Below are 17657 nucleotides of genomic sequence, written 5' to 3'. Positions count from 1 at the left end.
AAAAATAAAACAACGTTTCAATTGATGTGGTTTTGATCACTTTTATTGCTCTGTTGAATGTCTATCTTCATTTCCATCAACACTGATGCATCGTGAAGGACTTATGCATCAGCCTATAAAAATATGCCGATAGGTGATGAAAATGCAGATAAAACACACGATAGAGAAAATCCCAGGAGGGATGATGCTCGTCCCGCTGTTCCTTGGCGCACTGTGTCACACTTTCTCGCCAGGGGCGGGAAAATACTTTGGTTCATTCACAAATGGAATGATTACCGGCACGGTGCCGATTCTGGCGGTGTGGTTTTTCTGCATGGGGGCATCGATAAAATTAAGTGCGACGGGAACGGTATTGCGTAAATCCGGTACGCTGGTGGTAACCAAAATTGCTGTGGCGTGGGTGGTTGCGGCAATTGCTTCACGCATTATTCCTGAACATGGTGTTGAAGTTGGATTCTTTGCCGGACTTTCAACGCTTGCGCTGGTGGCGGCGATGGATATGACCAACGGCGGACTTTACGCTTCGATCATGCAGCAGTATGGCACTAAAGAAGAGGCCGGAGCGTTTGTATTAATGTCGCTGGAATCCGGGCCGCTTATGACGATGATTATTCTGGGGACTGCCGGGATTGCATCGTTTGAACCGCATGTTTTCGTCGGTGCGGTATTACCGTTCCTTGTCGGCTTTGCGTTAGGGAACCTTGACCCTGAGCTGAGAGAATTTTTCAGCAAAGCGGTACAGACGTTGATCCCGTTCTTTGCCTTTGCGCTGGGCAATACCATTGATTTAACCGTGATTGCTCAGACCGGTTTGCTGGGGATTTTGCTGGGTGTGGCGGTGATCGTCGTGACCGGTATTCCGTTGATTATTGCCGATAAATTGATTGGTGGTGGCGATGGTACAGCCGGAATCGCGGCTTCCAGTTCTGCCGGTGCTGCGGTGGCGACGCCGGTACTGATTGCTGAAATGATCCCCGCCTTTAAACCAATGGCGCCAGCGGCAACTTCGCTGGTGGCGACGTCAGTGATTGTGACCTCGATTCTGGTGCCAATTTTGACTTCTGTCTGGTCGCGCAAAGTTAAAGCCAGAGCGGCGAAAATCGAAATATTGGGTACGGTGAAGTAATCTCCATCCATATAAATCAAAAGGCCGGATGATTTGTAGTCATCCGGCCTTTTGCGTTATCTGACAAAGACTTCATCAATCGTTCGACATTCACTTTCGCTTAACTCACCACCCGCATTGCGTGATACGCCAGTGCAATAGCCAAACTTACGCGATACCACCGTCTTGATAGTAGTGACAAAATCCTCACCAATGGCGTAGATGGACATATAAGTGCCAATCTGTTGCTGAATCTCTTGTAAAGCCGCCAGGTCGCCGCGTTTGAAGGCTTCACGGGCTTCGACAAACAGCTCCGGCATAACGTTGTTCAGGCCGGATATTATTCCCGCGCCGCCGGCCAGCAGATTAGGAATGTAATACTCGTCATAGCCCGAAAGCACTGCAAAATCAGAACGAACTGCCTGGGTTGCCTGAATCATGCTGCGGGTGTGTGACTGGCAATCGACGGTATCTTTAATTCCGGCAAAGTCAGGAAATTCACTCGCCAGCGTGGCGACCAGGTCAGGGGTTAAATCACAACCGGTTCTTGCCGGGAAGTTATATGCGAACCATTTGCCCTGTAATTCGCGACCCAGATGGCGGAAATAGCTTAATAATTGCTTTGCCGTCTGACCGTAGTAGTAAGGCGGGAGGATCATCACTGCATCATAGCCTGTGCGATACGCTTCTTGCGCCATCAGCAATACATCGTGTGTGCAGGTGGAAGAAACGTTAGCGACCATTTTTAATGTGCTCATGGAACGCGCTTCGCGGATAAGCATGAGCCTCTCTTCGAGGGTGAAAGAGGCAAATTCACCAATGCTACCCATCAGCAATATCACATCAATATTGGCTTCTGTTAGCCGCTGCAGGTGCTTCTTCAGTCCGTTAAGATCCACATTACCGTCTTTATCCATTGGCGTAATGGAAGGGCACCAGACGCCAGAAAACTGTGTTTGCTCGGTCACGTTGTACACTCCTGATAATGAAATGGCGTTTCAAATTCATCTCATTGATAACATTTCTAAGACGTCGTCATGTGAACCGTGCTCTCATTTTGCGCGCCTGACGTAAAATAAATATGGTCTAATGGGGAAATTTCTCGGTGGAGAGGGAACAGATGCGATATCCGGTTGATGTATACACAGGCAAAATACAGGCTTATCCCGAAAGCAAACCCAGCGCGATTGCGAAAATCCAGGTCGATGGCGAGTTGATGTTGACAGAGCTGGGGCTGGAAGGTGACGAGCAGGCAGAGAAAATAGTTCACGGTGGGCCGGACAGGGCGCTGTGTCACTATCCTCGTGAGCATTATCTCTACTGGGCGCGGGAATTTCCTGAACAGGCAGATTTGTTTGTTGCGCCTGCGTTTGGTGAAAACCTCTCAACCGACGGCCTGACGGAAAGCAATGTTTATATTGGCGATATTTTCCGCTGGGGTGAGGCATTAATTCAGGTCACCCAGCCGCGCTCTCCGTGCTACAAACTCAATTATCATTTTGACATCAGCGATATGGCACAGTTGATGCAAAACGCCGGTAAAGTTGGCTGGCTGTATAGCGTGATTGCGCCGGGGCTGGTATCTGCGGATGCGCCGCTGGAGCTGGTTTCTCGCGTCAGCGATGTCACCGTGCAGGAGGCAATAGCTATCGCATGGCATATGCCGTTTGATGACGAGCAGTATCACCGTTTACTCTCCGCTGCCGGGCTGTCGAAAAGCTGGACGCGGACGATGCAGAAGCGCCGACTTAGCGGCAAGATTGAAGATAATTCGCGGCGTTTGTGGGGGAAATAAAAAACGGAGAGTAGGCCTGATAAGACGCGACCAGCGTCGCATCAGGCATCCTGCTCAAATGCCGGATGCGGCGTAAACGCCTTATCCGGTCTGCGCGGAGTTTAACTCCGCTTATACAGCGGCAGCCAAATCACCAGCCGTAAACCGCCCAGCGGGCTGTCTTCAGCTTTAACCCAACCACGGTGCTGCTGAATGGCAGTTTCGACAATCGCCAGCCCCAGACCCGTACCGCCAGATTCACGATCGCGTGCTTCGTCGGTGCGATAGAACGGACGGAAAATTTGCTCGCGATCTTCCGGGCTAACGCCAGGACCATCGTCGTCCACCGTAATGGTGATACCGTCTTTATCTACCGCAAAGCCCACTTCAATCTTCGTATGGGAATAACGCAGAGCATTACGAACAATGTTTTCCAGCGCACTTTCCAGGGCGTTCGGATTGCCGTACAGCGGCCACGGCCCAGGCGGGAAGTTAACGGTAAACGATTTGCCCATTTGCTCGGCTTCGAACGCCGCGTTATCCAGCACTTCACTCCACAACTGGTTGGCTTTGATGGTTTCGCTAACCAGCGCGTTTTTCTGCTGATTACGGGACATCACCAACAGATCGTTGATCATGCTGTCCAGACGTTGCGCTTCGGTTTCAATTCGCTCCAGTTCCTTACTTTCACCACTACGACGGCGCAGTAACGCCGTACCCAGTTGCAGACGCGTCAGCGGCGTGCGCAGCTCGTGAGAGATATCAGAAAGCAGGCGCTGCTGTGAGGTCATCATGCGCTCCAGCGCGGTGACCATCTGGTTAAAACTGGCACCTGCGGCAAGAAATTCCTGTGGCCCCGCTTCCAGTTCCGGATGCTGGCGTAAGTTTCCCTGGGCGACTTCATCGGCAGCGTTTTTCAGCTTACGCGCCGGTTTTGCCAGACTCCAGGCTAACCACAACAGCAGCGGCGTACTGACCAACATGGTGACAATCAGCAGTAATAGCGGACGGTCAAACAGTAAGTTAATGAAATCGGATTGAGAACTGCTGGCTGGACGAATCAGATACAGTTGGTAATTATCTTCGCCATCACGCACAGAGAACGGGCCGACCAGTTCCACGCGACCATACTTTTTCTTCTGCGGGTGATCGGCGTTATCGGCCTGGCCAATAAAGTTGCGAATGATCTGCATTTCGCTGCGTTCTGCGCCAATCACGCGGCCTTCGGTGGTCACCAGTAACAAACGCTGCCCCGGTGGTGCCCACTTATCAATGGCACGGAACAGACGGCGCCACCACATTAAATCGTTGGGTGGATCGTTCGCCAGTTCCGCTTCGACATGCTGCTCAATCATCAGCCCCTGACGCTGTTCGCTATCCAGAAGCTCGGTCATCTGGCGTGAATCGAGCTTGGGTAACATCAAAACCAACATCAACACCAGCGCCAGCGTCAGCCAGAAGATGGCGAAGATGCGCGCGGTTAAGCTGCCTATCATGAAGCGGAAACCATCAGATAGCCGCGACCACGCAAGGTTTTAAACCACGGGTGACCGTCTTTACGATCCGGCAGCTTACGACGCAGGTTGGAAATGTGCATATCGATAGCGCGGTCGAAAGGCGTCAGGCGTTTGCCCAGCACTTCCTGGCTTAAATGTTCACGAGAAACCACCTGACCCAGATGCTGTGCCAGTAAATAGAGCAGGGTAAATTCAGTACCGGTTAACTCCAGCGTTTGCCCATCGAAGCTGGCTTCCTGACGGCCTGGATTCAGCACTAAAGCATCAACTTCAAGCGTCGGTGAACCGTTGTCGTTGTTTTGCTGTTGCTCGCTCCAGTGCGAACGGCGCAGGATCGCGCGAATACGTGCCACCAGCTCACGATCATTAAACGGTTTCGGGAGATAGTCATCTGCGCCCAGCTCAAGGCCGAGAACGCGATCAAGTTCACTGCCGCGTGCCGTTAACATAATGACAGGCGTCTGGTGTGTCTGGCGAAGTGCCTTCAATGTGTCGATACCATTTTTCTTCGGCATCATGACATCAAGCAAAAGTAAATCAATGCTGTCGTCCAGAAGATCAAGCGCCTGCTCCCCATCGTGGGCAACAATTACGTTGAAGCCTTCCATCTCGAGCAGCTCCTTTAACAGGGAAGTCAGCTCTCGGTCATCATCAACTAACAGGATTTTATTCATTGTTTAAATACCTCCGAGGCAGAAATTACGTCATCAGACGTCGCTAATCCATGACTTTACGTTGTTTTACACCCCCTGACGCATGTTTGCAGCCTGAATCGTAAACTCTCTATCGTTGAATCGCGACAGAAAGATTTTGGGAGCAAATGATGCGCATAGTTACCGCTGCCGTCATGGCCTCAACGCTGGCAGTCAGTTCATTAAGCCACGCTGCTGAAGTCGGTTCAGGCGATAACTGGCATCCGGGCGAAGAACTTGCGCAGCGCAGTACGCAGAGCCATATGTTCGACGGCATAAGTTTAACCGAACATCAGCGTCAGCAGATGCGAGATCTTATGCAACAGGCCCGGCATGAACAGCCTCCTGTTAATGTTAGCGAAGTGGAGACAATGCATCGCCTTGTCACCGCAGAAAATTTTGATGAAAACGCTGTGCGCGCTCAGGCAGAAAAAATGGCGAAAGAACAGATCGCTCGCCAGGTTGAGATGGCTAAAGTCCGCAACCAAATGTATCACCTGTTAACGCCAGAGCAGCAAGCGGTTTTAAACGAGAAACATCAACAACGAATGGAGCAGTTGCGCGACGTGACGCAATGGCAAAAAAGTTCATCGTTGAAGCTATTGAGTAGTAGCAACTCACGTTCCCAGTAGTAAACCCTGTTTTCCTTGCCATAGACACCATCCCTGTCTTCCCCCACATGATGTGGGGGTTTTTTTTATCTTCAATTTGCCTGTTGCTTGATGCATTGCAGATGATTTGCTTCCGTTATACTACCGTCAGTTGATAGCGGGAGTATTTATGAATCAATCTTATGGACGGCTGGTCAGCCGGGCGGCGATTGCTGCGACGGCGATGGCTTCGCTGCTATTGCTGATTAAAATTTTTGCATGGTGGTATACCGGTTCGGTGAGTATTCTTGCCGCGCTGGTGGATTCGTTGGTGGATATTGGCGCGTCGTTGACGAATTTACTGGTGGTACGTTACTCGCTGCAACCTGCCGACGACAATCACTCGTTTGGTCACGGTAAAGCCGAGTCCCTCGCGGCGCTGGCGCAAAGTATGTTTATCTCCGGTTCGGCGCTGTTCCTGTTTTTGACTGGTATTCAGCATTTGGTTTCTCCGACGCCAATGACAGACCCAGGCGTCGGGGTTCTCGTGACTATTGTGGCGCTAATTTGTACGATTATCCTTGTTTCGTTTCAGCGTTGGGTCGTGCGCAGGACGCAGAGCCAGGCGGTGCGGGCAGATATGCTACATTATCAGTCCGATGTTATGATGAACGGTGCGATTCTGCTGGCGCTGGGGTTGTCCTGGTATGGCTGGCACCGTGCTGATGCCCTGTTTGCATTGGGAATCGGCATCTATATTTTATATAGCGCGTTACGCATGGGGTATGAGGCGGTACAGTCATTACTGGATCGCGCGCTGCCTGATGAGGAACGGCAAGAAATTATTGATATCGTGACTTCCTGGCCGGGAGTTAGCGGCGCTCACGATCTTCGTACGCGGCAGTCAGGGCCGACCCGCTTTATTCAGATTCATTTGGAAATGGAAGACTCTCTGCCTTTGGTTCAGGCGCATATGGTGGCGGATCAGGTAGAGCAGGCTATTTTACGGCGTTTTCCGGGATCGGATGTGATTATTCATCAGGACCCCTGTTCCGTCGTACCCAGGGAGGGTAAACGGTCTATGCTTTCATAATCAGTATAAAAGAGAGCCAGACCCGCATTTTGTGTATAAAATACCGCCATTTGGCCTGACCTGAATCAATTCAGCAGGAAGTGATTGTTATACTATTTGCACATTCGTTGGATCACTTCGATGTGCAAGAAGACTTCCGGCAACAGATTTCATTTTGCATTCCAAAGTTCAGAGGTAGTCATGATTAAGAAAATCGGTGTGTTGACAAGCGGCGGTGATGCGCCAGGCATGAACGCCGCAATTCGCGGGGTTGTTCGTTCTGCGCTGACAGAAGGTCTGGAAGTAATGGGCATTTATGACGGCTATCTGGGTCTGTATGAAGACCGTATGGTACAGCTAGACCGTTACAGCGTGTCTGACATGATCAACCGTGGCGGTACGTTCCTCGGTTCTGCGCGCTTCCCGGAATTCCGCGACGAGAACATCCGCGCCGTGGCTATCGAAAACCTGAAAAAACGTGGTATCGACGCGCTGGTGGTTATCGGCGGTGACGGTTCCTACATGGGTGCAATGCGTCTGACCGAAATGGGCTTCCCGTGCATCGGCCTGCCGGGCACCATCGACAACGACATCAAAGGCACTGACTACACTATCGGTTTCTTCACTGCGCTGAGCACCGTTGTAGAAGCCATCGACCGTCTGCGTGACACCTCTTCTTCTCACCAGCGTATTTCCGTGGTGGAAGTGATGGGTCGTTACTGTGGCGATCTGACGCTGGCTGCGGCCATTGCCGGTGGTTGTGAATTTGTTGTGGTTCCGGAGGTTGAATTCAGCCGCGATGACCTGGTAAATGAAATCAAAGCGGGTATCGCGAAAGGTAAAAAACACGCAATTGTGGCGATTACCGAACACATGTGTGATGTTGATGAACTGGCGCATTTCATCGAGAAAGAAACCGGTCGTGAAACCCGCGCAACCGTGCTGGGCCACATCCAGCGTGGTGGTTCTCCGGTGCCTTACGACCGTATTCTGGCTTCCCGTATGGGCGCTTACGCTATTGAACTGCTACTGGCAGGTTACGGCGGTCGTTGCGTAGGTATTCAGAACGAACAACTGGTTCACCATGACATCATCGACGCTATCGAAAACATGAAGCGTCCGTTCAAAGGTGACTGGCTGGACTGCGCGAAAAAGCTGTATTAATGATTTCGGGCAGATTTCTTTCGCCTGCAACCGATGACAGAAGCAAAAATGCCTGATGCGCTTCGCTTATCAGGCCTACATGAATTCTGCAATCTATTGAGTTTGCAAGTTTTTGTAGGCCGATAAGGCGTTCACGCCGCATCCGGCATGAACAAAGCGCACTTTGTCAGCAATATGAGGCGGATTTCTTCCGCCTTTTTAACTCCCCAACATATACCCGCAAGTTATAGCCAATCTTTTTTTATTCTTTAATGTTTGGTTCACCTTCTGGCACGCTTTGCTTATCACAACACAACGTAAGAGAGCCAGGCGATGAACAAGTGGGGCGTAGGGTTAACATTTTTGCTGGCAGCGACCAGCGTGATGGCAAAGGATATTCAGTTACTTAACGTTTCGTATGATCCAACGCGCGAGTTATACGAACAATACAACAAAGCCTTCAGCGCCCACTGGAAACAGCAAACCGGCGATAACGTGGTGATTCGTCAGTCGCACGGTGGTTCAGGGAAACAGGCAACATCGGTAATCAACGGGATAGAAGCTGACGTTGTTACGCTGGCGCTGGCTTACGACGTAGATGCGATTGCTGAACGTGGTCGAATTGATAAAGAGTGGATCAAACGTCTGCCGGATAACTCCGCGCCGTATACTTCCACCATTGTCTTCCTGGTACGTAAGGGCAATCCGAAGCAAATCCATGACTGGAACGACCTGGTTAAACCGGGTGTTTCGGTGATCACGCCTAACCCGAAAAGCTCCGGCGGCGCTCGCTGGAACTATCTGGCGGCGTGGGGATATGCGCTGCACCACAACAATAACGATCAGGCAAAAGCACAGGATTTTGTGCAATCGTTGTATAAAAACGTTGAAGTGCTGGACTCCGGTGCGCGTGGTTCAACAAATACTTTCGTCGAGCGCGGGATTGGTGACGTGCTGATCGCCTGGGAAAACGAAGCACTGCTGGCAACGAATGAACTGGGGAAAGATAAGTTCGAAATCGTCACGCCGAGTGAGTCTATTCTCGCGGAGCCGACGGTGTCGGTTGTCGATAAGGTGGTGGAGAAAAAAGGCACCAAAGAGGTGGCAGAAGCCTATCTGAAATATCTCTACTCGCCAGAAGGTCAGGAGATTGCAGCCAAAAACTATTACCGTCCGCGCGATCCTGACGTGGCGAAAAAGTATGAAAATGCTTTTCCGAAGCTGAAGTTATTCACCATTGATGAAGAGTTCGGCGGCTGGACGAAAGCGCAAAAAGAGCATTTCTCTAACGGCGGTACGTTTGACCAAATCAGCAAACGTTAATTTTGTTGACGATAACCAGACCCGGTGGCATCTCGCGACCGGGTTTTTTATTTGTCGCGATTTTGCGTTACCCTTGCATCTCTTTGAGGTACAGGGAAAAAACGATGAAAAAAACGGTTATTCTCATTTTGGTGATGATAGTTATCGCCGTTGCTGCGGGTATCGGCTACTGGAAATTTACCGGTGATTCGGATGTGTTACGTAAGATTGTCCTTGAGCAATGTTTGCCCAACCAGCAGCAAAACCAAAATCCTTCGCCATGTGTGGAAGTAAAACCCAATGCCGGATATGTGGTTTTAAAAGACATTAACGGTCCACTGCAATATCTGTTGATGCCAACATATCGTATTAACGGTACTGAAAGCCCTTTGTTGACCGATCCTTCAACGCCGAACTTCTTTTGGCTGGCCTGGCAGGCGCGTGATTTTATGAGTAAAAAATACGGTAAGCCGGTTCCCGATCGCGCGGTCTCGTTGGCGATAAACTCCCGCACGGGACGCACGCAAAACCATTTTCATATTCATATCTCTTGCATCCGTCCTGATGTGCGCGAACAACTGGATAATAACCTGGCGAACATCAGCAGTCGCTGGTTGCCGCTGCCGGGCGGATTACAGGGGCATGAATATCTGGCGCGCCGGGTAACGGAAAGCGAACTGGTTCAACGTAGTCCGTTTATGATGCTGGCGGAAGAAGTGCCAGGAGCGCGGGAACATATGGGAAGTTACGGGCTGGCGATGGTACGACAGAGTGATAACTCGTTTGTATTACTGGCGACGCAAAGAAATCTGCTGATGCTAAACCGTGCTTCAGCCGAGGAGATTCAGGATCATCAGTGTGAGATTTTGCGTTAAGGCGAGCAGTTAAGGAAAGTTAAGTGCCGGATGTGAAATCCGGCACCTGTCAGACTTAAGCCTGTTTAGCCGCTTCTGCAGCTTTAACGATCACCGCAAAGGCGTCAGCTTTCAGAGAAGCACCGCCAACCAGCGCACCGTCGATGTCCGGCTGAGCGAACAGTTCTGCAGCGTTAGACGCGTTTACAGAACCGCCGTACTGGATGATCACTTGTTCAGCGATGCCAGCGTCAACTTTAGCGATGTGATCACGGATGAATTTGTGAACAGCCTGTGCCTGCGCCGGAGTTGCAGATTTGCCAGTACCGATTGCCCATACTGGTTCGTAAGCGATAACCGCACCTTCGAATGCTGCCGCACCTTGAGTTTTCAGCACTGCGTCGATCTGACGTGCGCAAACTTCTTCAGTTTTGCCCGCTTCGTTCTCAGCTTCAGTTTCACCGATGCACAGAACCGGAGTCAGACCTTGCTCTTTCAGCACAGCGAATTTTTTCGCGATCAGTTCGTCAGACTCTTTGTGGTAAGTACGACGTTCAGAGTGACCGATGATGATGTACTGTGCGCCGATGTCTTTCAGCATAGCGGCAGAGGTTTCACCGGTGAATGCGCCGGACAGGTTCAGATCCACGTTCTGCGCACCCAACATGATGTGGCTGCCTTCAGCTTCACGCTTCGCCATATCGATGTACATTTCCGGTGGTGCGATTGCAACCGCACAGCCAGCAACACCTGCCAGCTCTTTACGCAGGTTAGAAACCAGCTCGTGAACCATGTGGCGGCTGCCGTTCAGTTTCCAGTTACCCATCACTAAAGGATGTCGCATTTTAATTCTCCACGCTTATAAGCGAATAAAGGAAGATGGCCGCCCCGCAGGGCAGCAGGTCTGTGAAACAGTATAGAGATTCATCGGCGCAAAGGCTTTGCTTTTTGTCATTTATTCAACCCTTCCAGCGTTTCAGATAGCGCCAGCTTAATCGGTTCAACAGCGAAGGTCAGTCCCTTTTCGCCGTTGTCCGCGACAACATAGCGCAACGCGCCTTCTGTCTCAGTGTAGTAACGTTTGTTTTTCCCCGCCGTAAGGAGTGACTGCAGCTTTTTCTGACTTTGTGTTTTGGTCATCAGCGGGGTGAGTGTGCGGATCATTGCTGCCATGTATTCCTGGGCTTTCGCTTTAGCGGCTTTTTGCTCTGGCCCCTGGATTGGCAGCCAGGTAATTTGAATGCTTTTGATTTTTAAGGTGCCGCGCTCAAGCGCCGTGGAAGCATACAAGTTCTCGTTAATTTTACTGGCGGCGCGAGTCAGGTTGGCTTTGTCGGGGCTGCTGTCGATGGCACGAAATTCGTTCAGTGGCAGATTGGGGTTCTGGCTGTTAAAGTCTTCTCGAAACTGGCTGATGGAGAGATCGAAAGTGGGGGCGCCAGCCAGCAGGTAGGGCGCTGTCGTTGCCGTGCCAGGCGATTGTGCGTGCACCGTTGCACTAACGGATAACACGGCAGATAAGAGAAAAAACACTGAACACCCTGACTTCATCGGCAGTACCTTTTGTTATGACTGGGTTCGATTAAAACGATATCTGTCGCCCTTGTCAAAAGGGTAGAATCCTGGAAAAGACAACCATCAAGGAACTTACATGACCATACAGCAATGGTTATTCTCGTTTAAAGGGCGTATTGGACGCCGCGATTTCTGGATTTGGATTGGCCTCTGGATCGTTGGCATGTTGGTGCTTTTCTCACTGGCGGCTAAAAAACTACTCGATATCCAGACCGCCGCGTTTTGCCTTGTGTGCCTGTTATGGCCGACAGCGGCAGTGACGGTGAAACGACTGCACGATCGTGGGCGTTCTGGCGCATGGGCATTTCTGATGATTGTAGCGTGGATGCTTCTGGCGGGTAACTGGGCGATTTTACCAGGCGTCTGGCAATGGGCGGTGGGGCGGTTTATTCCGACGTTGATTCTGGTGATGATGCTTATCGATCTTGGCGCATTTGTCGGCACCCAGGGCGAAAATAAATTTGGTAAAGACACCCTGGACGTAAAGTATAAGTCTGAGAATAAATCAAGCCATTAATCTGCAATATATCTCTTATTGCTATTTTTATCCGGTATCGTTATTTCCATATTGCAAATGACGATACCCGGAAAATCTCCCTCATTTCCTCATCTTAATCAATATCAAAAAAAATGGTAATCCATAAGATCATTACTTGTTTGTTCTTCCCTTAACGGCGCATTATTCTTAAGTGGCAATCGACAGAGAGGCGAATATACAGAGGTGCCCTATGAAAGATGTCGTAGATAAATGCAGTACTAAAGGATGTGCGATTGATATCGGTACGGTGATTGATAACGACAACTGTACCAGCAAACTTTCGCGCTTTTTTGCTACTCGCGAAGAAGCAGAGTCCTTTATGACCAAACTGAAAGAGCTTGCAGCCACTGCATCCTCTGCGGATGAAGGTGCCAGCGTGGCCTATAAGATTAAAGATCTGGAGGGGCAAGTCGAGCTTGATGCAGCTTTCACCTTCTCATGCCAGGCCGAGATGATTATTTTTGAGTTATCACTGCGTTCACTTGGTTAATGGAGTTAAACATGGCTTATAAACACATTGGCGTGGCAATTTCCGGGAATGAAGAAGATGCCCTACTGGTGAACAAAGCCCTGGATCTCGCCAGACATAATGACGCTCATCTGACGTTAATTCATATTGATGATGGCTTAAGTGAGTTGTATCCGGGTATCTACTTCCCCGCAACAGAAGATATTCTTCAACTGTTGAAAGATAAGTCGGATAACAAACTGTATAAGCTGACGAAAAATATTCAGTGGCCGAAAACGAAACTGCGCATTGAGCGCGGCGAAATGCCGGAAACACTGCTGGAAATTATGCAAAAAGAGCAGTGTGACCTCCTTGTCTGTGGTCATCACCACTCGTTTATCAACCGTTTGATGCCGGCATATCGCGGGATGATCAATAAGTTGAGTGCGGATCTCTTGATCGTACCGTTTATCGACAAGTAACCGCTTACCAGTAATGCTCCGCTGTCATGTGACCCGGTCGGCGACGTAAATGCTTCGTCATCTGCCGGGTCTCTTTCAGCAGTTGTTGCGTATCACGTACCATCTGCGGATTACCACACAGCATCACATGGCTGGTTTCTTTATTCATTGGTAGTCCAACCGCGTTTTCCAGCTCACCGCTTTCAATTAACGCCGGTATTCTCCCGGTGAGTGAGCCCTCTGCCGTTTCCCGACTGACAACCGTCTGAATGCGCAGTTTTCCTTCGTAGTGTTTTTCCAGTTCCTGCATCAGTGGCAAATAGCTTAAGTCGGCGGCGTAACGCGCGGCGTGAACCAGTACCAGATTTTTGAAGCGATCTAAATCCTTGCCTAATTGCAGAATCGACAAATAAGGGCCAATCGCTGTACCGGTTGCCAGCATCCATAGCGTTTCACAATCTGGTACTTCATCCAGTACAAAGAAGCCAGCCGCTTCGCTAACGACCTGCACTTCGTCACCCGGTTTTAGTGCCGCCAGTCGCGGGCTTAATTTACCATCGGGGACGGTGACCAGGTAAAACTCCAGGTCGGGATTGTCGGGCGAATTAACGTAAGAGTAGGCGCGCTGGACGCGTTCGCCGTCAATTTCAAGGCCAAGTTTGGTGAATTGCCCGGCGGTAAATGGATGCACAGGGGCGTGAACGGTGAGACTAAACAGGGCGTCGGTCCAGTTCTGCACTTTAGTGACTTTGCCTGTTACCCAATCAGCCATGTTTCTCTCCTGTTTTGATTGACTTGCCTTATCTTCGTTCTCCGGACAAAAAAATTCCAGTCCCGAAGGACTGGAAGGCTCAATCGATCAAATCAATCAGAGAATGTGCTCCTGCATTTCTGGGTCTTTACGATCCAGATAATGGATGGACTGAATACGGCGAATAGTGCGGGATTTGCCACGGATTAGCAGCGTTTCGGTCGTCGCAATATTGCCTTTGCGGCTAATCCCTTCCAGCAGATCGCCTTTGGTGATACCGGTGGCAGAGAAGATGACGTTATCGCTACGCGCCATATCGCCCAGACGCAGCACTTTACCCGCTTCGATGCCCATCGCTTTGCAGCGTGCCAGCTCCTGCTCGCCAATGCGACGATTCTCTTCGTTGTCGCCTTTGACGTCATGACGAGCCAGCAGACGACCATTCATATCGCCATCTAATGCGCGGATCACCGCCGCTGAAACCACGCCTTCTGGGGCGCCGCCAATACCGTACAGCACGTCAACTTCACTGTCTGGCATACAGGTAAGAATCGAGGCTGCGACATCGCCATCAGGAATGGCAAACACGCGCACGCCGAGTTGCTGCATTTCTGCGATAATTGCGTCGTGGCGCGGTTTCGCCAGAATAGTGACCGTCAGTTCGCTTAACGGTTTGCCGAGTGCCGCTGCAACATTGCGTAGGTTATCCGCCAGCGGCAGATTCAGGTCAATGGTGCCCTTAGCTCCCGGTCCGACGATCAGCTTTTCCATATACATATCCGGCGCATTAAGAAAGCAGCCCTTATCGCCGACAGCCAGCACCGCCAGCGCGTTAGCCTGACCCATCGCCGTCATGCGCGTGCCTTCAATCGGGTCAACAGCAATATCTACCGCATCGCCGCGACCAGTACCGACTTTTTCACCAATGTAGAGCATCGGTGCTTCGTCGATTTCGCCTTCACCAATGACGATGGTGCCGTCAATGTTGACCTGGTTGAGCATAATACGCATGGCGTTTACCGCCGCGCCGTCAGCGGTGTTTTTATCGCCGCGTCCTAACCATTTGTAGCCAGCCAGCGCCGCAGATTCGGTGACGCGGGAAAATTCGATGGCAAGTTCTCGTCTCATAGCAAACTCTAAGCAGTAAGGAATGGCGCGAAGTGTAGCACAGGGGAAGGGAGGGATTATTGATGTGTGCGGGGTTGCCCCCGCACGGTTTCAGAGTCTGCATGATGCCGGATATGTATCCGCCTCGTAGGCCTGATAAGACGCGTCAGCGTCGCATCAGACGATCAGCATCAGACAATCGTTCAGATGTCTGACATCACTCCTCGTGTTCTTCCCACGCCATCGCGCGTTTGACCGCTTTTTTCCAGCCTGCGTAACGGTAATTACGCTCAGTGGTTTCGATGCCTGGACGGAACTCGCGCTCAATCACCGCTTTCTCTTGCAGCTCGTCGAGGTTCTGCCAGAAACCGACCGCCAGACCAGCAAGATAGGCCGCACCCAACGCAGTCACTTCGCGAACTTCCGGACGCTCAACGCGGGTGCCGAGAATATCCGACTGGAACTGCATCAGGAAATTGTTCGCCACAGCACCGCCGTCCACGCGCAGCGCGTGCAGACGAATACCGGAGTCGACCTGCATCGCTTCCAGTACGTCACGCGTCTGATAAGCAATAGACTCCAGCGTCGCGCGGATGATGTGGTTAGCATTCACCCCACGAGTCAGACCGAAAATCGCCCCGCGCGCATACGGATCCCAGTACGGCGCGCCCAGACCGGTAAAGGCCGGAACGACATATACGCCGTTGGTATTTTGCACTTTGGTGGCAAAGTATTCGGAATCGTCGGCGTCGCTAATCAGCTTCATCTCATCGCGCAACCACTGAATCGATGCGCCCGCCATAAATACCGCGCCTTCCAGCGCATAGTTCACTTCGCCAGTCGGGCCACAGGCGATGGTCGTAAGCAGGCCGTTTTCTGATGTCACCGCTTTCTCACCGGTATTCATCAACATAAAGCAGCCTGTACCATAGGTATTCTTCGCCATCCCTTCTTTAACGCACAACTGACCGAATAGCGCCGCCTGCTGATCACCCGCGATCCCGGCGATCGGAATACGCGTGCCTCCTTTACCGCCGATGTTGGTCTGACCGTATACTTCCGAAGAGCGACGCACTTCTGGCAGCATCTCGCGCGGGATATCCAGTGCGTCGAGCATTTTGTCGTCCCAGTCCAGAGTATGGATGTTGAACAACATGGTGCGAGACGCGTTGGTGTAATCGGTCACGTGAACGCGACCTTGAGTCATTTTCCAGATAAGCCAGGTATCAACCGTACCAAACAGCAGTTCACCACGACGCGCACGCTCGCGGGAGCCTTCCACATGGTCGAGGATCCACTTCACTTTGGTGCCAGAGAAGTACGGGTCAATGACCAGACCGGTGTTATTACGAATGTACTCTTCCATGCCATCGCGTTTGAGATGCTCGCAGATCTCAGCGGTACGACGGCACTGCCAGACAATGGCGTTATAGATAGGCTTGCCGGTTTCTTTTTCCCAGACGATAGTGGTTTCTCGCTGGTTAGTAATCCCAATAGCTGCAATTTGATCGGAACTGATATCGGCTTTCGCCAGCACTTCTACCAGCGTAGAGCTTTGGGTGGCCCAGATTTCCATTGGGTCGTGTTCTACCCAGCCTGGTTTTGGGTAGATTTGCTCAAATTCGCGCTGTGACACGCTAATGATATTGGCATCGTGATCCATCACGACTGCGCGGGAGCTGGTGGTGCCCTGGTCGAGCGCAACGATATATTTTTTTTCAGTCATGTTTAATTGTCCCGTAGTCACATTACAGTGAAGCTTTTTGTTCTGAAGGAGTTGTGATCTCCTTTTCTTCCACAACACAGATATCGCAAGGCAAATGGCGGCCAATCAGTTTGCGGTAGGCAAATGCACCTACAATCGCGCCAACGATAGGGCCAAAAAGCGGCACAAGGAAGTAAGGAATGTCTCTGCCGCCGGTAAAGGCGACCTTGCCCCAGCCCGCCAGCCAGGCAAAGACTTTCGGACCGAAGTCACGCGCTGGGTTCATGGCAAAGCCTGTCAATGGACCCATAGATGCGCCGATGACCGCAATCAGTAGACCAATCAACAACGGTGCCAATGGCCCACGCGGTACACCGTTACCATCGTCCGTGAGCGCCAGGATCAGCCCCATCAGAATAGCGGTAATCACCATTTCAACTGCGAAAGCCTGCACAAAATTGATATGAGGGTTAGGGTAAGTAGAGAATGTGCCCGCCAGATCAACACTTTCGACGCTGCCGCGAACAATATGATGGGTCTGTTCGAAGTCGAGGAATAAATTGTAGTAAAGCCCGTAAACTAATGCCGCAGCGCAGAAAGCACCGGCAACTTGTGAAACGATAAAAGGAATAACTTTTCGCTTGTCGAAACAGGCAAACAGCCACAACGCAATAGTGACAGCGGGATTAAGATGCGCGCCGGAAACCCCTGCGGTCAGGTAGATGGCCATTGCTACCCCTAGTCCCCAAATGACACTGATTTCCCACTGACCAAAAGACGCACCAGCGACTTTAAGTGCTGCAACGCAACCCACACCGAAAAAAATCAACAACCCGGTCCCTAGGAATTCAGCAATGCACTGGCCTTTCAAGGTTGATGTTTGACTCATAATCGGATCCTGAAGAGTTAATGTTTGTTGTAAGCGTGAAAGTCACTGACGTTCACGATGCTTGTAGGCATCCTGTGAATTTATCGTTAACGAGCAAAAACGAGAAATATCGAAATCAAAATGTGTGTGCCGCG

19 protein-coding genes are annotated in these 17657 nt (G+C 51.0%); 10 read left to right on the top strand and 9 right to left on the bottom strand.

Going from position 1 to position 17657, the window contains the following annotated elements; genetic code table 11:
• The first annotated feature begins 142 nt into the window (after positions 1-142).
• Positions 143-1126: a 2-keto-3-deoxygluconate transporter gene (gene kdgT / locus WES_RS00890; protein ID WP_024191187.1), complete on the top strand. Its 984-nt coding sequence runs from the start codon at positions 143-145 to the stop codon at positions 1124-1126.
• A 56-nt stretch (positions 1127-1182) separates the two neighbouring features.
• On the opposite strand, the gene WES_RS00895 is transcribed toward kdgT, so the two are convergent.
• Positions 1183-2073, bottom strand: a complete 891-nt coding sequence (locus tag WES_RS00895) for a dihydrodipicolinate synthase family protein (RefSeq protein WP_016158831.1) — start codon at positions 2071-2073, stop codon at positions 1183-1185.
• A gap of 152 nt (positions 2074-2225) precedes the next feature.
• Between WES_RS00895 and yiiM the strand changes: the two genes are divergently transcribed.
• Positions 2226-2900 (top strand): 6-hydroxyaminopurine reductase, encoded by a 675-nt coding sequence (yiiM, locus tag WES_RS00900; RefSeq protein WP_001270282.1) that lies wholly within the window; start codon positions 2226-2228, stop codon positions 2898-2900.
• A gap of 101 nt (positions 2901-3001) precedes the next feature.
• Here yiiM and cpxA read toward each other — a convergent pair whose 3' ends face one another.
• Together cpxA and cpxR are read right to left on the bottom strand one after the other, a co-directional pair.
• Complete coding sequence (cpxA, locus tag WES_RS00905) at positions 3002-4375, bottom strand: envelope stress sensor histidine kinase CpxA (protein WP_000580416.1); 1374 nt, start codon at positions 4373-4375, stop codon at positions 3002-3004.
• Positions 4372-5070, bottom strand: a complete 699-nt coding sequence (cpxR, locus tag WES_RS00910) for an envelope stress response regulator transcription factor CpxR (protein WP_001033722.1) — start codon at positions 5068-5070, stop codon at positions 4372-4374. Before cpxR ends, cpxA begins: the two co-directional genes overlap by 4 nt.
• A 149-nt stretch (positions 5071-5219) precedes the next feature.
• On the opposite strand from cpxR, the gene cpxP reads away from it, so the two are divergent.
• The 5 genes from cpxP to cdh all read left to right on the top strand — a co-directional run bounded on the left by cpxP (position 5220) and on the right by cdh (position 10070).
• The gene (cpxP, locus tag WES_RS00915) at positions 5220-5720 is read left to right on the top strand and encodes a cell-envelope stress modulator CpxP (protein ID WP_016158830.1); all 501 of its coding nucleotides are present in this window, start codon (positions 5220-5222) and stop codon (positions 5718-5720) included.
• Between the two features lie 148 nt (positions 5721-5868).
• Positions 5869-6771 (top strand): CDF family cation-efflux transporter FieF, encoded by a 903-nt coding sequence (gene fieF, locus WES_RS00920; protein WP_001076752.1) that lies wholly within the window; start codon positions 5869-5871, stop codon positions 6769-6771.
• A 180-nt stretch (positions 6772-6951) separates the two neighbouring features.
• A complete protein-coding gene (gene pfkA, locus WES_RS00925) occupies positions 6952-7914 on the top strand; it encodes a 6-phosphofructokinase (protein WP_001355350.1) in 963 nt (320 codons plus the stop codon).
• Positions 7915-8226: 312 nt separating this feature from the next.
• Positions 8227-9216, top strand: a complete 990-nt coding sequence (sbp, locus tag WES_RS00930) for a sulfate/thiosulfate ABC transporter substrate-binding protein Sbp (RefSeq protein ID WP_001045694.1) — start codon at positions 8227-8229, stop codon at positions 9214-9216.
• Positions 9217-9320: 104 nt separating this feature from the next.
• The gene (gene cdh, locus WES_RS00935) at positions 9321-10070 is read left to right on the top strand and encodes a CDP-diacylglycerol diphosphatase (protein WP_010349502.1); all 750 of its coding nucleotides are present in this window, start codon (positions 9321-9323) and stop codon (positions 10068-10070) included.
• A 55-nt stretch (positions 10071-10125) separates the two neighbouring features.
• On the opposite strand, the gene tpiA is transcribed toward cdh, so the two are convergent.
• Positions 10126-10893 carry a triose-phosphate isomerase gene (gene tpiA / locus WES_RS00940; protein ID WP_016158829.1) on the bottom strand — a complete coding sequence of 256 codons (768 nt, stop codon included), beginning with the start codon at positions 10891-10893 and terminating at the stop codon, positions 10126-10128.
• A 107-nt stretch (positions 10894-11000) separates the two neighbouring features.
• Positions 11001-11600 (bottom strand): YiiQ family protein, encoded by a 600-nt coding sequence (locus tag WES_RS00945; protein ID WP_016158828.1) that lies wholly within the window; start codon positions 11598-11600, stop codon positions 11001-11003.
• A gap of 100 nt (positions 11601-11700) precedes the next feature.
• On the opposite strand from WES_RS00945, the gene WES_RS00950 reads away from it, so the two are divergent.
• From WES_RS00950 to uspD, 3 genes are all read left to right on the top strand, one after another.
• Positions 11701-12141, top strand: coding sequence for a DUF805 domain-containing protein (locus WES_RS00950; RefSeq protein WP_000155270.1), 441 nt, complete (start codon positions 11701-11703; stop codon positions 12139-12141).
• Between the two features lie 211 nt (positions 12142-12352).
• Positions 12353-12652, top strand: a complete 300-nt coding sequence (locus tag WES_RS00955) for a DUF406 domain-containing protein (RefSeq protein WP_000655995.1) — start codon at positions 12353-12355, stop codon at positions 12650-12652.
• Positions 12653-12663: 11 nt separating this feature from the next.
• A complete protein-coding gene (gene uspD / locus WES_RS00960; RefSeq protein ID WP_000323549.1) occupies positions 12664-13092 on the top strand; it encodes a universal stress protein UspD in 429 nt (142 codons plus the stop codon).
• A gap of 4 nt (positions 13093-13096) precedes the next feature.
• Here uspD and fpr read toward each other — a convergent pair whose 3' ends face one another.
• The 4 genes from fpr to glpF all read right to left on the bottom strand — a co-directional run bounded on the left by fpr (position 13097) and on the right by glpF (position 17523).
• Positions 13097-13843, bottom strand: a complete 747-nt coding sequence (gene fpr, locus WES_RS00965) for a ferredoxin--NADP(+) reductase (RefSeq protein ID WP_016158827.1) — start codon at positions 13841-13843, stop codon at positions 13097-13099.
• Between the two features lie 96 nt (positions 13844-13939).
• On the bottom strand, positions 13940-14950 hold the full coding sequence (gene glpX, locus WES_RS00970) for a class II fructose-bisphosphatase (RefSeq protein ID WP_001250634.1): 1011 nt from the start codon (positions 14948-14950) through the stop codon (positions 13940-13942).
• 196 nt (positions 14951-15146) lie between these two features.
• A complete protein-coding gene (gene glpK, locus WES_RS00975) occupies positions 15147-16655 on the bottom strand; it encodes a glycerol kinase GlpK (protein ID WP_016158826.1) in 1509 nt (502 codons plus the stop codon).
• Positions 16656-16677: 22 nt separating this feature from the next.
• Positions 16678-17523: a glycerol uptake facilitator protein GlpF gene (glpF, locus tag WES_RS00980; protein ID WP_000084276.1), complete on the bottom strand. Its 846-nt coding sequence runs from the start codon at positions 17521-17523 to the stop codon at positions 16678-16680.
• Between the last annotated feature and the right edge of the window lie 134 nt (positions 17524-17657).

The organism is Escherichia sp. KTE31 (assembly GCF_000407925.1).
Classification (GTDB): domain Bacteria; phylum Pseudomonadota; class Gammaproteobacteria; order Enterobacterales; family Enterobacteriaceae; genus Escherichia; species Escherichia ruysiae.
The sequence above is the reverse complement of the archived record's forward strand: the minus strand, read 5'-3'. Positions and strand labels throughout refer to the sequence as shown.